This is a genomic window from Rhizobium vallis (genome assembly GCF_003985155.1).
Lineage (GTDB): Bacteria > Pseudomonadota > Alphaproteobacteria > Rhizobiales > Rhizobiaceae > Rhizobium > Rhizobium vallis.
On record NZ_ML133687.1, the window covers coordinates 637,375 to 656,633 of the forward strand.

19 protein-coding genes are annotated in these 19,259 nt (G+C 61.9%); 11 read left to right on the forward strand and 8 right to left on the reverse strand.

From position 1 onward, the window contains the following. The first annotated feature begins 89 nt into the window (after positions 1–89). The 3 genes from EFQ99_RS08225 (at position 90) to EFQ99_RS08235 (ending at position 3,367) form a co-directional block, all read left to right on the forward strand. A complete protein-coding gene (locus EFQ99_RS08225) occupies positions 90–332 on the forward strand; it encodes a ribbon-helix-helix domain-containing protein (protein ID WP_126920533.1) in 243 nt (80 codons plus the stop codon). Between the two features lie 154 nt (positions 333–486). Next, positions 487–2,292, forward strand: a complete 1,806-nt coding sequence (locus EFQ99_RS08230; RefSeq protein ID WP_126920534.1) for a GGDEF domain-containing protein — start codon at positions 487–489, stop codon at positions 2,290–2,292. Positions 2,293–2,368: 76 nt separating this feature from the next. Then, a complete protein-coding gene (locus EFQ99_RS08235) occupies positions 2,369–3,367 on the forward strand; it encodes an NAD(P)H-quinone oxidoreductase (protein WP_126920535.1) in 999 nt (332 codons plus the stop codon). Here the strand turns inward: EFQ99_RS08235 and EFQ99_RS08240 are convergent. After that, positions 3,348–4,775 carry an MFS transporter gene (locus EFQ99_RS08240; protein WP_126920536.1) on the reverse strand — a complete coding sequence of 476 codons (1,428 nt, stop codon included), beginning with the start codon at positions 4,773–4,775 and terminating at the stop codon, positions 3,348–3,350. The genes EFQ99_RS08235 and EFQ99_RS08240 overlap by 20 nt on opposite strands. A 94-nt stretch (positions 4,776–4,869) precedes the next feature. Here EFQ99_RS08240 and EFQ99_RS08245 point away from each other — a divergent pair, with 94 nt between their 5' ends. Next, entirely contained in the window at positions 4,870–5,502 is a 633-nt protein-coding gene (locus EFQ99_RS08245) for a helix-turn-helix transcriptional regulator (protein WP_208722731.1), read from the forward strand. A gap of 28 nt (positions 5,503–5,530) precedes the next feature. Here the strand turns inward: EFQ99_RS08245 and EFQ99_RS08250 are convergent, their stop codons facing one another. Next, complete coding sequence (locus EFQ99_RS08250; RefSeq protein WP_126920538.1) at positions 5,531–6,742, reverse strand: MFS transporter; 1,212 nt, start codon at positions 6,740–6,742, stop codon at positions 5,531–5,533. Positions 6,743–7,152: 410 nt separating this feature from the next. On the opposite strand from EFQ99_RS08250, the gene EFQ99_RS08255 reads away from it, so the two are divergent. Together EFQ99_RS08255 and EFQ99_RS08260 are read left to right on the forward strand one after the other, a co-directional pair. Beyond that, positions 7,153–8,160: an asparaginase gene (locus EFQ99_RS08255; RefSeq protein WP_126920539.1), complete on the forward strand. Its 1,008-nt coding sequence runs from the start codon at positions 7,153–7,155 to the stop codon at positions 8,158–8,160. Positions 8,161–8,292: 132 nt separating this feature from the next. After that, positions 8,293–9,030 carry a hypothetical protein gene (locus EFQ99_RS08260; protein WP_126920540.1) on the forward strand — a complete coding sequence of 246 codons (738 nt, stop codon included), beginning with the start codon at positions 8,293–8,295 and terminating at the stop codon, positions 9,028–9,030. Here the strand turns inward: EFQ99_RS08260 and EFQ99_RS08265 are convergent. Further along, positions 9,005–9,760 (reverse strand): DeoR/GlpR family DNA-binding transcription regulator, encoded by a 756-nt coding sequence (locus EFQ99_RS08265; RefSeq protein ID WP_126920541.1) that lies wholly within the window; start codon positions 9,758–9,760, stop codon positions 9,005–9,007. The genes EFQ99_RS08260 and EFQ99_RS08265 overlap by 26 nt on opposite strands. 141 nt (positions 9,761–9,901) lie before the next feature. Between EFQ99_RS08265 and EFQ99_RS08270 the strand changes: the two genes are divergently transcribed. Both EFQ99_RS08270 and EFQ99_RS08275 read left to right on the forward strand, forming a co-directional pair. Then, entirely contained in the window at positions 9,902–10,258 is a 357-nt protein-coding gene (locus EFQ99_RS08270; protein ID WP_126920542.1) for a DUF4406 domain-containing protein, read from the forward strand. Between the two features lie 101 nt (positions 10,259–10,359). Then, a complete protein-coding gene (locus EFQ99_RS08275) occupies positions 10,360–10,980 on the forward strand; it encodes a glutathione S-transferase family protein (RefSeq protein ID WP_126920543.1) in 621 nt (206 codons plus the stop codon). Here the strand turns inward: EFQ99_RS08275 and EFQ99_RS08280 are convergent. Together EFQ99_RS08280 and EFQ99_RS08285 are read right to left on the reverse strand one after the other, a co-directional pair. Next, the gene (locus tag EFQ99_RS08280; RefSeq protein ID WP_126920544.1) at positions 10,971–11,324 is read right to left on the reverse strand and encodes an MmcQ/YjbR family DNA-binding protein; all 354 of its coding nucleotides are present in this window, start codon (positions 11,322–11,324) and stop codon (positions 10,971–10,973) included. The two genes, EFQ99_RS08275 and EFQ99_RS08280, sit on opposite strands and share 10 nt — an antisense overlap. Positions 11,325–11,363: 39 nt before the next feature. Further along, positions 11,364–11,555: a hypothetical protein gene (locus EFQ99_RS08285; RefSeq protein ID WP_126920545.1), complete on the reverse strand. Its 192-nt coding sequence runs from the start codon at positions 11,553–11,555 to the stop codon at positions 11,364–11,366. 177 nt (positions 11,556–11,732) lie between these two features. Here EFQ99_RS08285 and EFQ99_RS08290 point away from each other — a divergent pair, with 177 nt between their 5' ends. Beyond that, positions 11,733–12,629 carry a LysR substrate-binding domain-containing protein gene (locus EFQ99_RS08290; RefSeq protein ID WP_126920546.1) on the forward strand — a complete coding sequence of 299 codons (897 nt, stop codon included), beginning with the start codon at positions 11,733–11,735 and terminating at the stop codon, positions 12,627–12,629. A gap of 3 nt (positions 12,630–12,632) precedes the next feature. Here EFQ99_RS08290 and EFQ99_RS08295 read toward each other — a convergent pair whose 3' ends face one another. Both EFQ99_RS08295 and EFQ99_RS08300 read right to left on the reverse strand, forming a co-directional pair. Beyond that, entirely contained in the window at positions 12,633–13,298 is a 666-nt protein-coding gene (locus tag EFQ99_RS08295) for a glutathione S-transferase family protein (RefSeq protein ID WP_126920547.1), read from the reverse strand. Between the two features lie 99 nt (positions 13,299–13,397). Beyond that, on the reverse strand, positions 13,398–14,768 hold the full coding sequence (locus EFQ99_RS08300; RefSeq protein WP_126920548.1) for a TIGR03808 family TAT-translocated repetitive protein: 1,371 nt from the start codon (positions 14,766–14,768) through the stop codon (positions 13,398–13,400). A gap of 245 nt (positions 14,769–15,013) precedes the next feature. On the opposite strand from EFQ99_RS08300, the gene EFQ99_RS08305 reads away from it, so the two are divergent. Beyond that, complete coding sequence (locus EFQ99_RS08305) at positions 15,014–17,305, forward strand: sensor domain-containing protein (RefSeq protein WP_126920549.1); 2,292 nt, start codon at positions 15,014–15,016, stop codon at positions 17,303–17,305. A gap of 3 nt (positions 17,306–17,308) precedes the next feature. Here EFQ99_RS08305 and EFQ99_RS08310 read toward each other — a convergent pair whose 3' ends face one another. Next, positions 17,309–18,280, reverse strand: a complete 972-nt coding sequence (locus EFQ99_RS08310) for a glycerophosphodiester phosphodiesterase family protein (protein ID WP_126920550.1) — start codon at positions 18,278–18,280, stop codon at positions 17,309–17,311. A 111-nt stretch (positions 18,281–18,391) separates the two neighbouring features. Here EFQ99_RS08310 and EFQ99_RS08315 point away from each other — a divergent pair, with 111 nt between their 5' ends. Further along, positions 18,392–19,222, forward strand: coding sequence for an alpha/beta fold hydrolase (locus EFQ99_RS08315; protein WP_126920551.1), 831 nt, complete (start codon positions 18,392–18,394; stop codon positions 19,220–19,222). Positions 19,223–19,259 lie beyond the last annotated feature (37 nt).

Here is a 19,259-nt window from a genome sequence, read left to right on the forward strand (position 1 = left end):
GCAGCCGGTGATATCGCCGAGAATGCCGAAAATGGTCATGCGTCCCCCAAGAGGCAGGTTCTGCCTGATCAGAAAAAGGGAGGAAGTCCATGCCGATGGTCACAGTTTCCATCTCTCCGCAACAGGCAGCGGGCATCCGCGCCGCCGTCGATAACGGCGGCTATGCCTCGAGCAGCGAAGTCGTCCGCGAGGCGCTCCGCCTCTGGGATACCGCCCGCAAGCTCAACGAATTCCGCGCCGACGTCCTCGACGAGGAGGGCGTTCCCTCAGGCGGCAGGTGCGTCGCCGACATGTTTGCCGATCATGAGGCTGAGCGGCGTCGCTCCGCCTGAGCAAGCGTTTGATTGTATTGGAGAAATCAAATAAACGCAAAACGCGCAGAAAGGCCCTGCGCGTTTCATAAAACTTTCACACTGGCGAAAGAGTTCATTGACCCTTCTGCGGCATGTTCCTGGCACAAAAGAACAAGTCACAGTGGAGATTGGCATGTCTTTGGCTGCCACCGTCGAGCCTGGTGTTCTGCGCCGCTACGCCAGCGATCAGATCGTAACGCTCGCCAAGCTCGTGGTTGAAAATGCCTTTCAACCGATTGTCGAGGCCGGCACCGGTACCGTTTTCGGTTACGAATCCCTCATGCGCGGTCAGGAACGCATCGGCTATGACACGCCGGCCGACATTCTCGACGAGGCCCACCAGACCGGCCAGCTGTTGCAGTTCGAACAGATGCTGGCCAGCCGGGCGCTCGCCAAATTCGCGACGTTGCCGAACTTTGCGACCTCGACGCTTTTTCTCAATCTCGACGTCCGGCTCATTCCGCATGGCGAACGCCTGGTCGAAAATCTGCTCCAGCATCTGAAGACGGCCAATATTCCGCCGTCCTCCGTCTGCTTCGAATTCTCGGAGCGTTTTGACAACACCAGTGTGCCGGAATTTTCCGCCCTCGTTTCGAAGCTGCGTAAAGCCGGTTTCAAGCTGGCGATCGACGATTTCGGCGTCGGTCACGGCGAGATGAAGCTGCTCTGCGATCATCCTGTCGATTACCTGAAGATCGATCGTCACTTCGTCGCCGAAATCGACCGTAGCCCGCGCAAGCGTCATCTCTTAAAGAGCATCGTCAACATCGCCCACGTGCTCGGCACGCGCGTCATCGCCGAAGGCATCGAGACCGAGGCCGAATTCATCGCCTGTCGCGAATACGGCGTCGATCTCGTCCAGGGCTGGTTCATTTCCCGCCCGACAACGCATACTTCCGAGCTCGCGCCATCCTTTCCGCATCTGCAGGAGCTCGGCAAGAGTAAACGGGGCAGCCAGTCGCTCGACGAAATCCTCATCCGCAAGCAGATCGAACTGCTGCCGACGGTCTACGAGAATGACAGCATCGACAGCGTCTTCGAACTCTTCCGCCGCAATCCGCGCCAAGCCTTCTTTCCCGTCCTCAATGCTAATAACGAGCCGCGCGGCATCATCCACGAGCATCACCTGAAGGAATATATCTATCAGCCCTTCGGCCGCGATCTCCTGAAGAACAAGATGTATGAGCGCTCCATCTCGCATTTCGTCGAGATGGCGCCGATCGTCGGCCTCGATAGCGATGCCGAGCAACTGATGGCGATCTTCGCCAATATGGAAGGCAGCAATTGCCTGATCCTGACCGATAACATGCGTTATGCCGGAGTCGTCTCTGCCGCCTCGCTGATCAAGGTCATCAACGAGAAGCAGCTGAAGACCGCACAAGACCAGAACCCGCTGACCGGCCTGCCGGGCAATCGCGCCATCCGTGATTTCATGCGCCAGTCCGGCCGCGATGGCGATGAGCTCCGCCACTTCTGCTATTGCGACTTCGACAATTTCAAGCCGTTCAACGATGCCTATGGTTTCCATCTCGGCGACCACGCGATCTCGCTGTTTGCCGCGCTGATGCGCCGATATTTCTTCGCCGAGCGCCATTTTCTCGGCCATGTCGGCGGCGACGATTTCTTCATCGGCGTCGTCGGCTGGACCAAGGAAGAGCTGACGGAGATTCTCGACCGGCTGATCAGCGATTTCCATGACGATGTGCGCGATCTCTATTCCGACGAGCACCGCGCCGCCGGCCGCATCCTCGGTCACGACCGTGCCGGCGCCGAAGCGCTGTTCCCGCTGATGCGCTGCTCGATCGGCGTTATCGAACTGCCGGAAGGCCTCGTCATCGACGATATCAACCGCGTCAGCGCCGAGATCGCCATCATCAAGTCGGCAGCCAAGGAGAGCGAAGAAGGCCTCGTCTTCCATCTGCTGGGCGAGGCGAATTGACGCCCTTGCCACTTCCAGCCTTCCCAAGCCTCCGGGGCTGATCTATTCCGAACAACAGGGATAGGAGGGCCGCGACATGTCACTGCCTCAGGAAATGCGTTTCGTTGATCTGCCGTCCTTCGGCGGGCCGGAGGTGATGGTGATCGGCAAGCGCCCGCTTCCCGTGCCTGGAGACGGAGAGGTTCTGGTGCGGGCCGCGGCGATCGGCGTCAACCGTCCCGATATCTCCCAGCGCCAGGGCAGTTATCCCCCACCTAAGGATGCGAGCCCGATCCTCGGCCTGGAACTGTCAGGCGAAATCGTTGCCATCGGCCCCGGCGTCAGCGGCCATGCCATCGGCGACAAGGTCTGCGGCCTCGCCAATGGCGGCGCCTATGCCGAATATTGCCTGCTGCCGGTCGGCCAGATCCTGCCGTTCCCCAAGGGCTACGATGCGGTAAAGGCTGCAGCCCTTCCCGAAACCTTCTTCACCGTCTGGGCCAATCTCTTCCAGATGGCCGGGCTGACGGAAGGCGAGACAGTGCTGATCCATGGCGGTTCCAGCGGCATCGGCACGACGGCGATCCAGCTTGCCCGCGCGTTTGGCGCCGAGGTCTATGCAACCGCCGGCTCCAAGGAGAAATGCGAGGCCTGCGAGAATCTCGGCGCCAAGCGCGCGATCAACTACAAAACCGAGGATTTCGCCGAGGTGATCAAGGCCGAGACCGGCTATGGAGTCGATATCATCCTCGATATGATCGGTGCTGCCTACTTCGAGCGCAATATCGCCTCGCTCGCACGGGATGGCTGCCTGTCGATCATCGCATTTCTTGGCGGTGCGCTCGCCGAAAAGGTCAATCTCTCGCCGATCATGGTCAAGCGCCTGACGGTGACCGGCTCGACCATGCGTCCGCGCACGGCGGAGGAGAAACGCGCCATCCGCGACGACCTGCTCTCGGAGGTCTGGCCGCTCTTGGAGGCCGGTACCGTCGCCCCCGTCATCCACGAGGTCTTTGCCTTCGAAGAGGTTGTCGAAGCGCACCGGCTGATGGAAGAGGGCAGCCATGTCGGCAAGGTCATGCTGCGCGTCGGCTGAGTGTCAGCGAGACGCCGATCGCCAGAACACCGGGTAGTGCCATAATGAGATAGAGCCAGTGCGCCGCCGAAAGCGCGCCTTCTATGCCGCCTGGATGGACGAGGCCGGCGCCATTGGCGATGACGCCGGCAAAGGCCGCCCCGAAGGCGCCGCCGAGCGAGCTCATCGTCGGGATCGCCGCGGAGGCCTTGTCTTGTTCGTTGTCGGCAACGAGCTTCAGGACCGTGGCGACGAGATGCGCCCAGCCGAGCCCGACGCCGAAGCCCATCATGAACATGCCGATCGCCGCCGGCACGATCAGGAGCATATGGCCCTCAGGATTGTCGCTGGCGAGGAAGATCGCGAGGCAGGCGGTCGCCGCCGCCTCGATGAGAGCGCCGATGACGATGGCCGCATAGGCCCGCCGGCCGGTCAGCGAACCGCTGAGAAAGGCCGCAAACGCCCAGCCGAGAGCGACCAGCGCCACCAGATAGCCCGATGCGAGTGGCGTCACCCCGTGCAGCGTCTGCAGGAAATAGGGAATGAAGACGTCGCTGACGAGCACGACGGTCATGGCGAGCATTGTCAGATAGACGCGCGAAATCGGTTGGGAAAGGCTGACGGCGCCTAAGGGCAGGAGCCGGTTCGCGCTACGCCTCTCGATAACAAGCATGCCGGCGACCGCAGTGACCGAAGCTGCAATCAACACCACACTCGCGCCCGTCGTCTCGATCGCGCTGGCCGCACTGACCATCAGAACGGCGGCAAGTAGCAGCCCGATCTGCGCGACCGGGGTCTTGGCCTGCTCGCGATCGTCTTGGACTTCGGGCAATAGCCGTGGCGCCAGCGCCGCCATCAGCAGGCCGAACGGTACGAGCACGATAAAAGCGTAGCGCCAACTGCTGCCTGACGAAAAGAAGCCGCCGAGCGTCGGCCCGATGACGGTCGCCACTCCCCAGATCGCCGCATAGAGCGTCGATGCCTTCGGCCAGAGCGGCTCGGGATAGACGAAGCGGATGAAGGCATAGCCGAGGGCGGCGAGCGCTCCTGTTCCCAAACCCTGTACCGCGCGTCCGATCAGCACCACCGGCATCGACGGTGCGGCTGCGGCAATCAGGCTGCCGACGCCGAAGACCAGGGCTGCGATCACATAGACGGATCGAAGGCCGACGCCCCGCGGCCGCATGGCGACGAAGATCGAGCCGAGCACGGCTGCCGCCACGAAAAGGCTGGTGACCCAGGAAAATAGGGCAAGCCCGCCGATATCGCGCACGATCGAAGGCGCGATCGTCGCCATGATGTAACTCTCCACGGCATAAAGCGTCACGCCGCCGGCCAGCATCAGCGTTGCCGGCAGGTGCTGGGGCAGGAACAGGCGGAAGACGGAGCTGGCGTCGGGAAGGGCTGCAGTCTGGTCGATATTCGACATGGGATGATTCCCTCGGATTTTTGCTGGCGCAGGATTATTTTCCAAGTTATAAATTGGAAAATTGCATGTCGCCCCGATTAAAACAAGATGTAGCTTGGAAAATATGCGCCAGTCCCCAGCCAACCGGATATTGATCCTGATGAAGACCGAAGGTCCGCAGCTTGCGGCCGCCATCGGCGATGCGCTCGGCATTTCAGGGGAGGCGGCTCGCCAGCAGCTGGCGAAGATGGCGGAGGAGGGACTGGTGGAACCAATCACCGTTGCCACCGCCGGTCGGGGCCGGCCGCGCCAGCTCTGGCATCTCACCGCCGCCGGCAACCGACAGTTTCCCGACGGTCATGCAGAACTGACGGCAAATCTGCTGGGAACGCTCGTCGAGCAACTCGGGTCTGAAGCCCTCGATACCGTGATCTCAGCCCGGGAGGCTGAGACGCTGACACGTTACCGACAGGAACTCGAGCGCGCCGACGATCTCGCCACGCGCATCGAGGCGCTCGCCGCCATCCGCACCCGCGAGGGTTATATGGCCGATAGCTGGAAGCAAGCAGACGGTTCGTTCATGCTGGTCGAAAACCACTGCCCGATCTGCGCGGCCGCCACCGTCTGCGCCGGTTTCTGTCGCTCCGAACTCGAAACCTTCCGCGCCGTTCTCGGCGCCAGGGTCGAACGCAGTGAACATATCCTCGCCGGCGCGCGGCGCTGCGCCTATCGCATCACGCCGGATTGACCGATATCGGCGGAAAGCGAGCAGCGTTTCACGCCGGCTGTCGCATCTGCTGCCGGCCGCTTTCGAGATAGAGCAAGGCTCCGATCGACGCGAGACCCGCGGCCGCGCCGACGAAGGCGGTGCCGGAATAATCGGTGACCGATGTGCCGAAGGCAAAGAGCGCTGCGGCGATGCCAACCCCGATGAAGGTGTTGAGCGAGATCAGCGAACTCCCGAGCCCCGGCCGATCGGCGATCAGATCCTGCAGATAGGTGATCGGCACGCTGAGGATCGCTGCCACCCCGCAAGCATTGACGAGGAGCAGCGCATAGATGTGCCAGCGCGCGGAAGCAAAGCCGAGCAGCATCAGATATATGCAGTAGATCAGCGTGCCGAAGGCGAGCACATGCACGGTCCGGAAGCGGCGCTGCGCAAAGCCCCACATCACCATGAATGGCATTTCGAGAAAGGCCGTCAGCCCGGCCATGAAGCCGACATCGACCACGGTGCCGCCGGCCGCATGGGTGATGATCAGCGGCGAGAGCATGCCGTTCAGCCGCTGCAGCCCGAACAGCATCGCCATGACGATGACGCGCGACAGCACATAGGGCTCAAAGATCCGTTTCAGCGACGCAAAGAAGCCGACATGATCGGGGCCGGGGCCGGCGGCGCCATTTCCGGGCGCGAAGAAGAAATACAGACAGAAGCAGGTGCAGCTTGCGAGCGCCGCAATCCCATAGGCCGGCGTCATCGACGGTGAACTGACGAGATAAAGGCCGATCATCCCCGGCGCCAGCGCCCATGAGCCGGAATAGAGTGCACGCACCGTCGCGGTGATTGCCGCCCCCTGGCCGCGTTCCATCTGGTTGGTCCTGGCGCGCAAGCTGGCAAATAGCAGCGAATAGGTGGAGTTGCTCATCGGCACCAGCAACAGCGTGGAGATGATGAAGACCGCCGGGCTGTGGATGATTGCGATCGACCCGAAGCCGAGCATGCCGGCGACCGAAAGCCCCAGTACCAGCGGCCGCCGCTCTTTCAGCCTGTCCGACCAGATGCCGAGCGTGAGACTCGTCGTGACATTGACGATCGCCGAGAAGAACACCAACGCCGAATAGGCGCCATTGCTCAAGCCGAGTTCGTTAATCCCGATGATCGACTGGTAAGGTACGGTCGAGGCATAGGTGAAGGCGAGCGCGACGAGCGTCACGGTCGGGACGCGGATCCTGTTGTCGCGAAGGATCAAGGAGAAAGTGGAGGGCATGGCGCTATTCCTGATGCACCACTCATAGCTGCATCGGGCACATCAGAGAAACGATAGTTTTCGATCGCCTCCGTCAACTTTTGTGATGAATGCTTGAACTGTGTGATCGCCTCCGGAGTCCGTCAAACCGTGCCCACCTCCCGAGAAATTATTCCGGAAGTGTCAGGCATGTCTCCGAACATCTGTCAGGTATGTATCAAGGCCGTACATCAAAGCCGAGGATAAGGGAATGCACGGTGATGCTTCCGCCAAACGCGCCGCAGTCGCGTTGGCCACTCTCTCAGTCAGGCTCCACCTTCATCCGGATGACGACCGCCGTCACCCGAATTCCCGCACCACCTAAACCCCGTTGGCTTTCGTCCCCTGACGCGTTATGCCTGCGCATCCCGCCAGCATCCGGATGAGAGCTCATGACCAATCCCGTCACCGTCGAAGTCACCCGTGGCCTGCTCGTCGAAAGCCGCCATCGCGGCGCGGTGGCCGTCGTCGATGGCGATGGTAAGCTTGTGTTTTCGGCTGGCGACATTGAGGCAGCTGTTTTCCCGCGGTCTTCCTGCAAGGCGATGCAGGCGCTGCCGCTGGTCGAGAGCGGCGCGGCAGATGCCTATGGCTTCGGCGACAAGGAACTGGCGCTTGCCTGCGCCTCGCACAACGGCGAGGAGGAGCATGTGGCGCTCGCCGCTTCCATGCTTGCGCGCGCCGGCCGCGGTGTCGAAGCGCTGGAATGCGGCGCCCACTGGTCCATGAACCAGAAGGTCCTGATCCAGCAGGCCCGCACGCTCGACGCGCCGACTGCGCTTCACAACAATTGCTCGGGAAAACATGCCGGCTTCATCTGCGCCTGCTGCCATAAGGACCTCGATCCGAAGGGTTATGTCGGTTACGACCATCCGCTACAGGTCGAGATCCGTGCGGCGATGGAAAGCCTGACCGGCGCCGTGCTCGGCGCGGAGAGTTGCGGTACGGACGGCTGCTCCATTCCGACTTATGCAGTGCCGTTGCGCGGCCTTGCCCACGGATTTGCGAAAATGGCGACCGGCGTCGGCCTGGAGCCCCTGCGCGCCAAGGCGTCCCGCCGTCTGGTCGAGGCTTGCATGGCCGAGCCCTTTTATGTCGCGGGCTCCGGCCGCGCCTGCACCAAGCTGATGCAGATCGCTCCCGGCCGCATCTTCGTCAAAACCGGCGCCGAAGGCGTCTTCTGCGCGGCGATCCCGGAAAAGGGCATCGCCATCGCACTCAAATGCGAGGACGGCACGACCCGCGCCGCCGAAGCCATGGTGGCGGCGACGCTCGCCCGCTTCTTCGAGACGGAGGAAAAGATCCACGCAACCCTGATGGGTTTTGCCATGACCTCGATGCACAATTGGAACGGTATCCATGTCGGCGATGTCAGGGTCACATCCCTCTTGACCGAATGAGTGCGCGAAGCGCGTACATAAGTTATAAAAAAATAAGAATTACCTAATATAAAGAGATGCGCCCTGCGTCGGACGTGCTTTGCGTATCGACGCGGAGGCGAGAGCGTTCCCTGGAAGCCGTGGGGGCAGGGTATGTTTGCAGGCCGCTATCTCTGGTGGGTGCTGACCGGTACCGGCATCTTCATTTTCGCTGCGCTCGGTCTCGACCATATAACCTGGCTCACAATCCAGTTGTCAGGCTGCGAGAAGATGGCCGGCGCCTGCGAGTCGACCATCTGGTGGATATCGCGCATGCTCAAACCCGGCTGCATCTGGATCGCCATCGGCATGCTTTTCATGGCCACCCTGGTTCGGCTTCACTATCTGTCGCTGCTCTGGTTCTGGGGACCGGTTGCAGCCGTCTGGTTCGTCGCCGCCACACCGTTTCTTCTCTTCATCTCAGCGGATACGGCGGCGTCGTGGCCGGTCATCCTTGCGATGCTGCCCGTTCCGCTCCTGTTCCTGGTCGCCTTCATCGTCTATCTCATGGTTCCATTCGAGGATGGCGACGCGCGCTCGCTCGAAGCGTCGGTCCCGCTGCGTCTCGCGGCCCGTCTGACGGCGGTCTACGGTGTGCTTGCAGCGGCAGCCTTCATGGCGGACTTATCTCGAGTGGTCGGAACCCTGCTCGACATGCCGGCCCTTTCCGTCGTCGTCGCGCTGGCGCAGCCTTATCTGCAGACGATGCTGACCTTTGGAACCGGCAGCATGGCGCCGGCCTACGTCATGCTGGCGCTGTTCATCGCAGCCCTTGCCGCAAGTCTTTTGCCGCAGGCCGCAGCGCGCGCGCCGTCCCGCAGCACCATTATGCTGCGGCGATTGCGCCGTTGAGGTCGCGATAGGGCTTCAGCCGTTCGGCCGACATGTCAGCAGGCACGATCAGCCCCGCCACCTCGGCAACGCCGAGCACCGGGCACGGTGACACGAGGTCGAATTTCTCCTCGGTCAGCAGGACATGGGTTTCGGCCGAACACCGCGCGATATGTCGCTTGATGGCCGCTTCCTCGAAATCGCCGGTGGAAAGTCCGTGCACCGGATGCGCCGCCGTGACGCCGAGGAAGAAAAGGTCGGGGCGGAGTTGCGAGATCGCCGCCATCGCCGCTGCTCCCGTCGCCACCATCGAATGTTTATAGAGCCGTCCGCCGGTGAGGATCACCTCGGCTGTCGGGTGGTGTTCCAGTTCGGCGGCGATCGTCGGGCTGTGGGTCGCGACCGTCAGCGGCATGTCGCGCGGCAGGTGCCTGGCGATCTCTGCCGTCGTCGTGCCGCCGTCGAGGAAGATCATCTGCCCCGGCTTGATCATTGCCGCTGCCCTCGCTCCCAGCCGCACCTTGATTTCCGACGAAACGCAGCGCCGTGCGGTGAAATCCGGCAGGTCCGGCGCAAGTGGCATTGCGCCGCCATGCACCCGCTTCAACAGCCCCTCCGCTGCCATTTCCCGGAGGTCGCGCCGGATCGTGTCCTCCGAAAGGGCGAATTCCTCGGCGACGCGCTTGGCGATGACTTGGCCGTCGCGGCGCAGGATATCGAGGATCAAGGTCTTGCGTTGGGTCGTCAGCATGGTCTCTCTGCACGAAAATTTACGAAGTATCGTGAATGTGCACGAATTGACTCGACATTCAAGAAATATCATGCATTTTCACGCAATCCCGTGCATGATGCCGGGAGTGCTCACGCCTAAGGCGGAGTGAAGGAGTGGATCATGTTGATATTGATTGCCGGCCCTTATCGGTCCGGAACGGGCGACGACCCGGAGAAGATGGCCGCCAACCTGAAGCGGTTGGAGCAACCCTCCCATGCGTTGTTTGAGGCCGGCCATGTGCCGATGATCGGCGAATGGGTGGCGTTGCCGATCTGGCACGCCGCCGGCGGCAGAGCGGTCGGCGATGCGCTCTATGAAGAGATCTTCCACCCGGTCGCCGGTCGGCTGCTGCAGCTCTGCGAGGGCGTGCTGCGCCTGCCCGGCGATTCCAAGGGGGCTGATAATGATGTCCGCATCGCCAGGGAACGCGGCATCCCGGTCTGGCACCGGCTGGAAGATGTACCGGGCTGCGGCTGAGCGCGGAGGAGGGGCCGGAGATTGCCGGCTCCTCCCGATCTTGCCGGTTCCGGCGCGCAGGCCGCCGCGCTATAACCCTTGCAGAAAGGGAGTCGAGAACCATGCTGACATTGTATTACGCGTCGGGAACCTGCGCGCTCGCAAGCCTCATTGCCTTGGAAGAATCCGGCCTAGCCTTCGAAACGAAGAGGATCAGCATTCGCGACGGCGAACAGCGCTCGCCGGACTATCTGAAGATCAACCCGAAGGGCCGGGTGCCGGCGCTTGTCACCGATCGCGGCGTGCTGACGGAAACGCCGGCGATCCTGGCTTACATCGCCCAAAGCGCGCCGGCCGCCAAGCTCGCTCCGCTCGACGATGCCTTCGAATTTGCCAGGCTGCAGTCCTTCAACAGTTACATCTGCTCGACTGTGCATGTGAACCATGCCCATCGACCGCGTGGTTCCCGCTGGGCCGACGACGCGGCCGCAATAGAGGCGATGAAGGCCAAGGTGCCGCAGAACATGGCAGATTGCTTCACGCTGATCGAGCAGACCATGTTCGAGGGCCCATGGGTCATGGGCACAGCCTACTCGGTCGCCGATCCCTATCTCTTCACGATGACGAGCTGGCTGCCTTCGGACGGCGTCGATCCCACGCGCTTCGAAAAGGCGAGCGATCATCGCGTCCGCATGCTGCAGCGCCCTGCCGTACAGCGGGCGCTCGCCTACGATCAGGCCTGATAGCGGGCGGCAATCTTCTTCGGCGCCCGGAACAGCCAGGCGCCAAGCAGCCGCAACCGTAGTTCCTCGTCGCCGATCACGGCGGCGCGTAGCGGCAGGTGCGGCCAGCCGACATAATGATCGGTCTGGAAATAGACGTCGGGCGCCATCTCCAGCAGGTGATCCTTGTCGTCGAGCGAAATCGAGATCACGATCGTCTCGGCATTCTTCACCGCCACAAAACTCTTGCCGCCGACCTTCAGCGCCGGATTGCCGTAGGACGTGCTTTCCTCGACCGCGGGCAGGCCGGCTTCCGCAGCCAGTCGCTTCAGGCGCGCGAAGATCGCATCGACATCGTCGGCCATTGTCCCGCCTTTCCGTCCGGACGGAAACCTAGCATGTTTTCAGGCGCAATTCGCCAGCGGCTTGGCCTCCTCGGGAAAGCCGGCCTGCATTCCAAGCGGCAGATCGGCGATTTCCCGCATCGACATACGCTCAACTTCGGGATGCAGCAGCGGATCGTTCCGCCAGGCTGGGGCAGTTTCCGAGCTTCCCGCGTGAAGGATAGGTCTCAAGAAAAACTTCAGCAACGACATGGCATGCCTCGCTTTCTCCAGTGACGCAGAAGGGTGACCGCAAAGTGGCTTGTGGCTGCTGAGCCATCCCGTTCGTCCTGCGGCTGCGTTCGGATGGCTTGATTAATGCTTGCAATATCAGCTTCCGCAGACCGATTTTCAATTGAGATTAACGCGGAGGCGTTATAGAAAAACTATATGAAGAACCTGAATATGGTCCATCTCAACGGCCTTCGCGCGCTCGAAGCCGTCGGTCGTCTTGGCTCGCTTCAGGCCGCCGCTGATGAACTCGGCGTGTCGGTCGGCGCCGTCAGCCAGCAGGTCATCAAGGCAGAGGCGCAGCTTGGCCAGGTGATCTTCGAGCGCACCGCCCGGGGAATGATCGCCACCGAAGCTGGCCGGCCGGTACTTCTCGCGCTCGACGAGGGTTTTGCCCGACTTTCGGCGGCGGTGTCGATTGCGAGCCGCAAGGACGATACGATCCTGACCATATCGGTGGCGCCGGTCTTCGCCGCCCGCTGGCTCGTCTGCCGGCTCGATCGCTTCGCCGAGCGTCACCCTGACATCAAGCTGCGGCTGGACGCGACGACCAATCTCGTCAGTCCGGCGCTTTGCGACGTCGATATCGGTATTCGCGTCGGCACCGGCAAATGGCCTGACGTGAAGGCCGAGTTGCTCCTGGAACAGGAAGTCTTTCCCGTCTGTTCGCCCGAGATGGCAGCGAAATTGAAAGAGCCCGCCGATATCCTCGGCCTGCCTGCCATCATCGATGGCCATGCCATGTTCACCTGGGAGGTCTGGATGCGCGAGGCCGGCCTTTCAGGCGCGACGCTGGCAACGCGCCACGTCTTCAATGATGCCTCGCTCTGCCTCGATGCGGCGATCGCCGGGCAAGGCGTCATGCTTGCCTGGCAGACCCTTTCCGGCTTTGCGCTCGCCGAAGGCCGGCTGGTCGCCCCCTTCGGCATTCGCGCCCGTACCGGCTTCGGCCACTACTTCGTCACCGCCGAAGGCATACGCGAGCCGAAGAAGGTCAAGGATTTCAAGGCCTGGATTCGCGAAGAGATGGCCGGCACACTCGCGCTTTTCCAGTGACGTTCATACCTCGATTGGTTCTTTGGCCCGCGTTGCCTGCATCGCTTTATAAGCCGGGCGGGACTGGCAGCGCTCGATCCAGGCCTTGATATTGGGATGCGCCTGGAACAGGGCCTCTTCGCTCTGGGCGTAGCGCAGTACCTCGGCGAGGTTGAGATCGGCAGCGGTAAAGCGGTCGCCGACAATCCATTGCCGACCGACAAGGTGGCTTTCGAGAACCTTTAGCGGCCTGCGCAGCGAACGGCAGGCGACGGCGATCGTCTGTCTGCCACTTTCGCTGTTTTCGAGCCCATTATCGTAGGTCAGCACGATCTTCACCGTATGCGGCTCGACCTCCGTCGCCGCCCAGACCGTCCACATCGTCAACAATCCGTCTTCTTCGACGGTATTGCCGGAAAGCGGTCCGCCATATCGACGCGCAAGGTAGAGATTGATCGCCAGAGACTCGTGCATGACGAGGTCGCCATCGCGAATGCTGGGGATCTGCCCCATCGGGTTTACGGCAAGGAAATCCGGTGAGTGCGTGTTGAGCGGCGCCCCAGGCGCCAGCGGATCTGCGAGCCGCCTTGCCTGTAGCACCGGTACCGACTGGAATTCAAGCCCGAGTTCCCCAGCCATCCAGTAGACGCGCGACGCACGTGATCGATAGACTCCGTAGATTGTCAGCATGCACGATATCCCCTCAATGTGTCGGAGAAACCGTAAACGCCGGATCACGCTCGGAAAAGTCCTAGCCGCTGATGGGACGATGAAAGCTTTTGATAGCCCTCAGGAGACGCGATTTCGCTCGACGGTGAGCTGCGCATAAGGCGCACCGCCGCCCGCCATTTCGCTGGAGACCTTCTTCTGCCACTGGAAACCGAGAACCGCCCCTTCGGCGGTTTCCTGGAACACGTTGTCGGTAATGACGGCAGTCCCGGCGCCATCGGCGACCGAGACCGCGCATCCCACGGGCGCCTTGCGCACCACGTTGCCGCTGACGACGACGTTTCTGAGATAGGGTCCCCAGCCGATCTGCAGCCCCCAGCGCGGCGCGCCCTCGATCACATTGCCTGAAATCAGGGTGTCGGCCTCCGCCGCGATGCCAATGCCGAAACCGACCTCGTGCTTGTAGGGGCCGCGCAGCGTCAGGTTGCGCACAACGTTGCCGGTGACGCTCGCCAGCCGGCCGCCCTCGTCGAAATTAGCAATCGAAATGCCGTTCGCTGCCCCGTCGATCAAATTGGCGGAAACGACGGCGCCCTCGAAAGCGAATTCGACATAGATCGCCGTCTCGCCGGAACGCCGGCATTGATTGCTGCTGATCTGGATGTCCGAGGCGGAATTGGCGCGGATCGCGGTGAAGGCGCAGTCGGAAATGTGGTTATTCGTCACCATCACGCCGTCGGCGCGGAAGATGTTGATACCGTTGCCGTTTTCGCCGGTGCCGCCGTCATTGGCGCGGATGTTGGAAATGCGGTTGCCGGAGACGACGGTGCCGTCCTCCGCCTTCTTCCAGCGATGCACGAGGATGCCGCCATTGCCGCAATCGGAGACCGTATTTCCTGTAATGGAAAGATTTGCCGATTCCACCGCATAGAGCCCGGATTGGGCCGCACCCGAAATGCGGCTGCGCTCGACACGCCCGCCGCAGCGCTCCAGCTGCAGCCCGTGCTTGCGGCTACCGCCGATTTCGCAATTGTCGATCAGCACCTCATCGACGCCGGTAAATTGCAAAAGCCCACCGGCGTAATCGCCGAGCCAGCGGTTGCCGCCGTCAATGACGAGGTTGGAGAGCTCGATCCGCCGCACGTTTTCGGCGGCAAAGAGATGGCCTTCGCCGGTATAGACGATCCGCGACGCCCCAGGCACACCAGTAATGCGCGTATTGTCGGGCAGGGTGAGATTGGAGATCCGGTAGGTGCCCGGCGGCAGAAAAACCGGCACGTTCTCGCGCGCGGCCTGATCGATCATCTGCTGCAGGTTTCTTGTCTTGCGATCGCCGCTTTCAGGAACGGCGCGATAATCCACGGCGTCGATCGCGCCGCGCAAATCGGGCTCCGCAGCTGCCGTCAGCGGTGCGGCGAGCGCGCGTGGCGCCGCCCATCCGGCAACCGCCGAGGCGGCGAGGAACAGAAGCATGTCGCGGCGTGACGTCATCCCGGAATCTCTCGTCATAGCGCACTGGTAGCAGGAAACATGCCAGTTCAGCCTGTACTGTTTTGGTACAGGCGACCGGAATCGCGGTTGCTGCAACCGATGAGGGCAGGATATCGCCGCAGATCTTGTCGCCTTGTTCACTCTTTCATTTAAGCAAGCCGAAGGAAATGCCGACTACTCTCACAAGGGAGTTTGAATGATGACTGTTGCGGGATGGCTTACGGGCCGCCGGGGAGAATGGCGTCATGCCGGAATTGAGTGCCAGGGAATCGACCGATGCCCTGACGGCGGAAACGCGCCGTATCGTCGCCGCAACGGAGGCAATGATGGCATCGACCGCCCACCATTTGTCCGAGGGCATCGAGAACCTGCGCCTCAAGGCGATCGTCCATGAACTTCCCGACTTTCTCTACGTCAAGGACCGCGACAGCCGCTTCGTCTTCGCCAATGCCGTCACCGCCAGCAGCCTCGGCCTGGAAAGCGCCGACCTGATCACCGGCAAGCGTGATTTCGATCTGTTCGATTTCGAGACGGCGCGCCGCCATTTCGATATCGAGCAGCAGATCATGGCGACGGGGCAAGCCCGCATCGACATGGAGGAATCCTACACCCTTCCCGGCAGCAAAATGCCGATCTGCCGCCTGACTTCGAAGATACCGCTGCGCAATGACCGCAGCGAGGTCGTCGGACTGATCGGCGTCTCCCGTGATATCACCGAACGCAAGCTTCAGGAGGATCTCTATCGCGGCCAGGCGAAACTGCTCGAAATGATCGCCCGCAACGAGCCGTTGTCGATGATCCTCGAGGCACTGGTGCTGATGATCGAGGCGCAGCTGACCGGCATCGATGGCTCGGTGCTGCTGCTCGACGGCGAGGGCACGAGGCTCTATCATGGCGCGGCGCCCAACCTGCCCGGCGGCTACAGTCGCCTCATCGATGGTGTCACGATTGGTCCCAAGGTCGGCTCCTGCGGCACCGCCGCTTGGCGCGGCCAGACCGTCATCGTCGAGGACATCATGAGCGATCCGCTCTGGGAGGACTTTCGCGTGATGGTCGCCCCCTTCGGTTTTCGCTCCTGCTGGTCGACGCCGATCGCCACTTCGCAGAACAACGTGCTCGGCACCTTCGCGCTCTATTCGAAAGAGGTCCGCCGTCCCACAGAGCACGAGATGAAGCTGGTGGCGCTCGCCACCCACATTGCCGGCATTGCCATCGAGCGCAAACGTGTCGACGACCGCATCCATTTCATGGCCCATCATGACGATCTCACAGGTTTGCCGAACCGCGCCTTCCTGAAGGAACGGCTGGCCAATATCCTCGACCAGGCCCGCCGCCATAATCGCAAGGTCACCGTCGCTTATATCGATCTCGACAATTTCAAGGACATCAACGATGGCCGCGGCCATGCCGCCGGCGATGAGGTGCTGAAGGAGATCGCAACCCGCATGGCCAACAGCGTGCGGGCGTCCGATATGGTGGTGCGCCTCGGCGGCGATGAATTCCTTGTGGTGCTTGTCCACCAGTCGAGCCACGATGCCGGGATCACCCGCCGCCTTCGCGAGCTGCAGAAAGCGATCAACCGGCCGATCCTCGGCGAGGACGGTGAGATCACCGTTACGTCGAGCATCGGCGTCGCCGCCTTCCCCTTCGATGGCGCGACCTCGGAAGAGCTTCTCGCCAATGCCGATCGCGCCATGTATCGCGCCAAGGAACTCGGCCGCAACACGTTGCAACATCACGATGCCGGCAGCACACCTGTGGGAATGCCGCTCGGCGAGCAGGAAGAACTGCACCAGGCGATCACCGGCGACCAACTGTTCCTGCAATACCAGCCGCAGGTCGATGTCGCCACCGGCCGCATCACCGGGCTCGAGGCGCTGGTGCGCTGGAACCATCCGGCAAAGGGCAGGGTGCCTCCCGTCAATTTCATCCCGCTCGCCGAAGAGACCGGGCTTATCGTTCCCCTCGGCCTTTGGGTGCTGAACGAAGCTTGCCGTCAGGCGCGCAGCTGGCAGGATATGGGTCTGACGCCGCTGACGATCGCCGTCAATGTTTCGGCCAAGCAGTTTGCCGATCCGGATTTTTCAAAACATGTTGCCGAGGCGCTCGAGCGGCACGGACTGCAGTCCCGTTGGCTGGAACTGGAAGTGACCGAAAGCGTGGTGATGCAGGACGCTGAGCGCGCGCTCGCCATGATGGAATCGCTGCGCGCGCTTGGCGTGCGCCTGTCGATCGACGATTTCGGCTCCGGCTATTCCAGCCTTGCGGCGCTGAAGACCTTCCCCTTCGACCGCCTGAAGATGGATCGCTCGCTGGTCGAGGCGCTGCCGGGCGATAAGACGGCAGTCGCCATCGTATCGGCCGTCATTTCGCTGGCGCAGACGCTGAAGCTTTCGGTTCTGGCCGAAGGTGTCGAAACCGACGACCAGATGGATTTCCTGCGCCAGGCTCGCTGTGAGGAGGCCCAAGGCTACCGCTTCTCCAGGCCCGTCTCGCCGGAGGAGATTGTCGTGCTGCTGAAGGTCGGCAGCCTCTGAAGGTCATTTCACGAGCTTGCCGATCGTCTCGATCTCGTTGGTCCATATGCCCGCCGCAAAATCCTGCGGCAGCCGCGCCAGTTGTGCGGGATCATCGATGCCGGTCGAAAAGTCGCTGCCGCGATAGGGGCCGAGCACGAAAACCTCGGTTCCGGCATCCTGCATCCTGTTGAGAAAACGCTCCGGCCAACCCCAGAGCCACGGCGCGATATTGATCGGCACCAGCATCATCGCATGTTTGCAGGTATCCGGCAGCGCGCCGGTCCATCCATAGCCGATATAACCGAACAGGCAGCCCTTCAGGCTCTTGCGCGACGCCGTCTTGATATCGGGCGAAAGCCGACGCAGGACGTCGATCGGCTCGTCACCGCCATAGACGATGATCTCAGCCCGCCGCCCGGCGGAAAGTCCGTTGAGCACAGAGGCGAGCTTTTCGCCCTCGGAGGGATCGCGGCTCTTGATGTTGATGAGGAAGCGCCTGTCCGGAAAGGTCGAGAGCACCTCTGCAAGCGTCGGCATCATGCCGATGCCCCGGCCGCGAAAAGGAAAAGTCTTGCCGCCATCGGCGGTGTAGCCATAACCGATGTCGAGGCTCCGCATGTCAGCCATCGAATGCTCGCGCGTGACGCCGTGCCCGTCGGTGCGGCAGTCCAGCGTCCAGTCGTGAAAAACCGCGAATTCTCCGTCCGTCGTCGGATGCACGTCGATCTCGACGATATCGGCACCCGCCGCGAAGCCTGCCTGCATCGACCGGATGGTATTTTCGAGATAATCGTGTTTCGGCGCCAGCATGCGGCTTGCCGTGCAGGTATCATTCTTCAGATCGGTTTCGTCGAACCGCTGGGCGATGCCGCGGTGCGCAAGCAGCACCGGTTTCCCAGGCCGATGCTGCGCTAACGTACTGGTATTGTTGAGATAAAGTCCAACTGCGGCAACGGCGATCGCCGCCGCGCAATAGAAAAGCTTCCTGCCCAATGTTGATCCCCCTGGTTGCATCGCAAGGGCTAGGAAACGATTCCGGTTGTTGTTGGGCTGTTTTCCGGCTTTTCTACGCCAGGGGTTGATTTACCGGAGGAGCTTCATTTCATGGAAACAAAGGACGATGAACTCATCCATTTCGAGGCACATGGCGCTGCTCCCTTGCCGCCGGCTGTAAGCGAAGGCCATGTCGAGCACGATGGCGCCCGCATCTGGTACGCGGCCTATGGCGCCGGCCCGCCGGTCATTCTGCTGCATGGCGGCCTCGGCCACAGCGGCAACTGGGGTTATCAGGTCCCGGCACTCCTTCGTAGCGGCCGCCGCGTCGTACTGATCGACAGCCGCGGCCATGGAAGAAGCACCCGCGATTCCCGCCCATATACCTATGAACTGATGGCTTCGGATGTGCTTGCCGTCATGGACGAACTGCACCTGGAAAAGGCGGCGTTCGTCGGCTGGAGCGATGGCGCCTGCATTGCTCTGATCCTCGCCATGACCGTGCCGTCACGTGCCGAAGGGGTCTTCTTCTTCGCCTGCAACATGGATCCGAGCGGCACGCTGGAATTTCATCCGACCCCTGTGATCGACCGATGCTTCAGCCGACACGCCAGCGATTACGCCGCCTTATCCGCCACGCCGGATGATTTCCATCCCTTCGTCGAGGCGGTGAGCCTGATGATGCGGACGGAGCCGAATTATGACGCCGCCGACTTGGGCCTGATCCGCGTGCCGATCGCAATCGTGCTCGGCGAACATGACGAATTCATCAAGCCCGGCCATGCCGAATATCTTGCCCGCAGCATTCCGGACGCGCAGATGATTTATCTCCCGGGCGTGAGCCATTTTGCGCCGTTGCAGCGGCCGGCCGAGTTCAACGCCGCGGTGATCACCTTCCTTGACGGCATCGGCACACCCGGAAATGAGGGCTTGCGGCGTTGAGCCGCAGCAGCGGAATTTCTTAAGAATTCAGTAACTT

Coding starts and splice junctions, on each gene's coding strand:
- EFQ99_RS08225 (WP_126920533.1), top strand. CDS start 90: ATGCCGATGGTCACAGTTTCCATCTCTCCGCAACAGGCAGCGGGCATC.
- EFQ99_RS08230 (WP_126920534.1), top strand. CDS start 487: ATGTCTTTGGCTGCCACCGTCGAGCCTGGTGTTCTGCGCCGCTACGCC.
- EFQ99_RS08235 (WP_126920535.1), top strand. CDS start 2,369: ATGTCACTGCCTCAGGAAATGCGTTTCGTTGATCTGCCGTCCTTCGGC.
- EFQ99_RS08240 (WP_126920536.1), bottom strand. CDS start 4,775: ATGTCGAATATCGACCAGACTGCAGCCCTTCCCGACGCCAGCTCCGTC.
- EFQ99_RS08250 (WP_126920538.1), bottom strand. CDS start 6,742: ATGCCCTCCACTTTCTCCTTGATCCTTCGCGACAACAGGATCCGCGTC.
- EFQ99_RS08255 (WP_126920539.1), top strand. CDS start 7,153: ATGACCAATCCCGTCACCGTCGAAGTCACCCGTGGCCTGCTCGTCGAA.
- EFQ99_RS08260 (WP_126920540.1), top strand. CDS start 8,293: ATGTTTGCAGGCCGCTATCTCTGGTGGGTGCTGACCGGTACCGGCATC.
- EFQ99_RS08265 (WP_126920541.1), bottom strand. CDS start 9,760: ATGCTGACGACCCAACGCAAGACCTTGATCCTCGATATCCTGCGCCGC.
- EFQ99_RS08270 (WP_126920542.1), top strand. CDS start 9,902: ATGTTGATATTGATTGCCGGCCCTTATCGGTCCGGAACGGGCGACGAC.
- EFQ99_RS08275 (WP_126920543.1), top strand. CDS start 10,360: ATGCTGACATTGTATTACGCGTCGGGAACCTGCGCGCTCGCAAGCCTC.
- EFQ99_RS08280 (WP_126920544.1), bottom strand. CDS start 11,324: ATGGCCGACGATGTCGATGCGATCTTCGCGCGCCTGAAGCGACTGGCT.
- EFQ99_RS08285 (WP_126920545.1), bottom strand. CDS start 11,555: ATGTCGTTGCTGAAGTTTTTCTTGAGACCTATCCTTCACGCGGGAAGC.
- EFQ99_RS08290 (WP_126920546.1), top strand. CDS start 11,733: ATGAAGAACCTGAATATGGTCCATCTCAACGGCCTTCGCGCGCTCGAA.
- EFQ99_RS08295 (WP_126920547.1), bottom strand. CDS start 13,298: ATGCTGACAATCTACGGAGTCTATCGATCACGTGCGTCGCGCGTCTAC.
- EFQ99_RS08300 (WP_126920548.1), bottom strand. CDS start 14,768: ATGACGTCACGCCGCGACATGCTTCTGTTCCTCGCCGCCTCGGCGGTT.
- EFQ99_RS08305 (WP_126920549.1), top strand. CDS start 15,014: ATGCCGGAATTGAGTGCCAGGGAATCGACCGATGCCCTGACGGCGGAA.
- EFQ99_RS08315 (WP_126920551.1), top strand. CDS start 18,392: ATGGAAACAAAGGACGATGAACTCATCCATTTCGAGGCACATGGCGCT.